1 protein-coding gene is annotated in these 2,559 nt (G+C 43.7%); it reads left to right on the forward strand.

All coding sequences use genetic code 11. From position 1 onward, the window contains the following. Positions 1-2,559, forward strand: a 2,559-nt coding sequence (locus L2764_RS26700; RefSeq protein ID WP_248943368.1) for a condensation domain-containing protein, incomplete at both ends; no start/stop codon positions are given.

Consider the following 2,559-nt stretch of genomic DNA (forward strand, 5'->3'; position numbering starts at 1 on the left):
TTTGCAAGCCTCCTTGCGTATTGGTGAGGCTAAGTTGTGGCAAGTGGTCCATTTACAGGGTTATGAGGATGGTACGGCAAGGCTGTGCTTTATCTTGCATCATCTCATTGTAGATGCTGTGTCTTGGCGCATCATAGCTGATGACATGGAGCAGCTATTAACGGGCAAAGAACTTGACCGTAAAAGCAGTAGTTATCGTCAATGGGTGCAAAGTGTTGCTGATTATGGCTGTGGGCATGAAAACCAGACTGAGTATTGGAGGCAGCAATTATCGCTTGCTGAGCTGAGCCGTTATCCTGTCGCATGTGAGCCATCACATCATACCGTTCAATGGTCAGAGGCAGTGACTAGGCAATTACTGCATGAATCACCGAGCGGCTATTATACTGAAATTAATGATTTACTGTTAACGGCATTAGCGATTTCCCTTAAGACACTTTTTGGGAATACTCAGGTAGCAATAAGTTTAGAAGGGCATGGACGTGAAATCATCGATGATAGTATTGATACTTCTCATACGCTCGGCTGGTTTACGACTGTTTTTCCCATTACCCTGAATGTTAAGGATGAATTAGGTGCCACCATCATCGATACAAAAGAGCGTTTACGTGCCATTCCAGATAAAGGCATAGGCTTTGGTGCATTAGGGATGGAGGTGGGCCATCTGCCACCAGTAAGTTTTAACTATCTAGGGCAACTAAATCAAACAGATAATAGTATTGACACATCCGATGCCATCTCAATATGGCAGTTAACGGCTGAAGAGACGGGTTTGTCGGTTTCAGCTGATAATATCGATGATAACCTGTTGAATATCAACGGGGCGATTATTGATGGTTGTTTATGTTTTGAGGTGGACTCTCAATTATCTCAGGCTCAATCTCTGTTATTCATTCAGCACTTTAAACACGCATTAACGGATGTTGTCTCAGAAGCGGTTCGACAAGCGCAAGTGGGCGGTATAGCTACCCCTTCAGATTATAGTGTCACAGGGCTAACATTGGAGCGGCTCAATCGGTTGCAAACACTGTATGACATTGAAACGCTGTTTAGCGCCAATAGTTTACAGCAAGGTTTTATAGCGCATGCACTTACTTACCCTGAAGACGATGCTTATTGTGTGCAGTTATTATTGGATTATCGAGCTCAATTAGACATTGATTGCTATCAAGAGGCTTGGCGCTTAGCTTCAAAGCGTTATCCTGTGCTCCGCCTAGCCTTTGATTGGGACGGTGAGCCGCTGCAAATTATCACTAAAGGGACTTCCATCGATAAGCGTCATTTTAATATCGTGGATTTAACCCATCTTAATGAGGTTGAGCGTGAAGTTGAAATCATGAGCCTGCAAGAACAAGATAGGGTACAAGGTTTTGATTTAACCCAGCCCGGCCTTATTCGCTTTACGCTCATTAAACATCACCAACAATTATGGAGTATTATTAAGACGGAACATCACAGCATCAGTGATGGTTGGAGTGGGCCTGTGTTATGGCAATTTGTGTATGACACTTATCAAGCGCTGCTAGAAGGCCAGCAGCCGAGTGTGGTAGAAGAAACCAGCTATCTTCAAGCGCAAGCTTGGCATGCTCAGCAGCAACCCATTATTCAAGCTTATTGGAATGATAAGCGCCAACATTGGCAAGCCGCCAATGATATCAGGCCATTGCTCAGCCAAAAAGTGGATGTAGACACACTTAAAACAGTGACATCCCTCCAATCTCAGCAGTTATGTCTTGAGGGAGAGGTGTTAGCTCAATTGAAAGTCATGTGTCAGACACAGGGCGTTACGTTGAATGTAGCGGTGCAGTTTGTGTGGCATAAGATGTTACAGGTGTATACCCAAGATGAGCAAACGATAGTGGGTACCACTGTTTCGGGCCGAGATATCCCCGTTGAAGGTATAGAGAGGAGTGTTGGACTGTACATCAATACCTTGCCTTTAGTGGTGAATTGGCGGGATGAGGAAACCTGCATTGATATCATGCAGCAAATTCAAAACAGTATCGCTGAACTCAATAGTCACAGCAGTGTGTCGCTGGCGAGTCTTCAAACACATGGCGAGCGTTTATTTCAAAGTTTATTGGTATTTGAAAATTATCCTGTGCCTGTAAATGATGAACAGAATGTGCTTTGTTTTAGACAAGCGGTAGAAAAGACGAACTATCCACTGTCAATAACCGCCTATGAACAGCCTCAAAGATTAGTGGTTAACATAAGCTATGAGCAAAGTATTATCGAAGCAGGACAAGCTGAGCGATTATTGCAGCAGATGCGAAAGCTATTTGGGCAAGTGAGTGAGCAGCCTTATTTGCGCCATCAAGCTTTATCTTTATTATCAACGGATGAGCGTCATACCTTGTTGCATATATGGAATCAAACAGACACACCTTATCCGCAAGATAAAACGCTGCAGCAGTTGTTCGAAGAACAAGTCGAAAAAACGCCAGATAATATTGCACTGGTATTTGAAGGCTCAGAGCTAACTTATGATGAACTGAATCAACGCGCCAATCAGCTGGCTCATCATATTCGTAGCCAGTATCAAGAGTTGCATCAAAC

The sequence above is a fragment of the Shewanella surugensis genome (assembly GCF_023284005.1).
Lineage (GTDB): Bacteria > Pseudomonadota > Gammaproteobacteria > Enterobacterales > Shewanellaceae > Shewanella > Shewanella surugensis.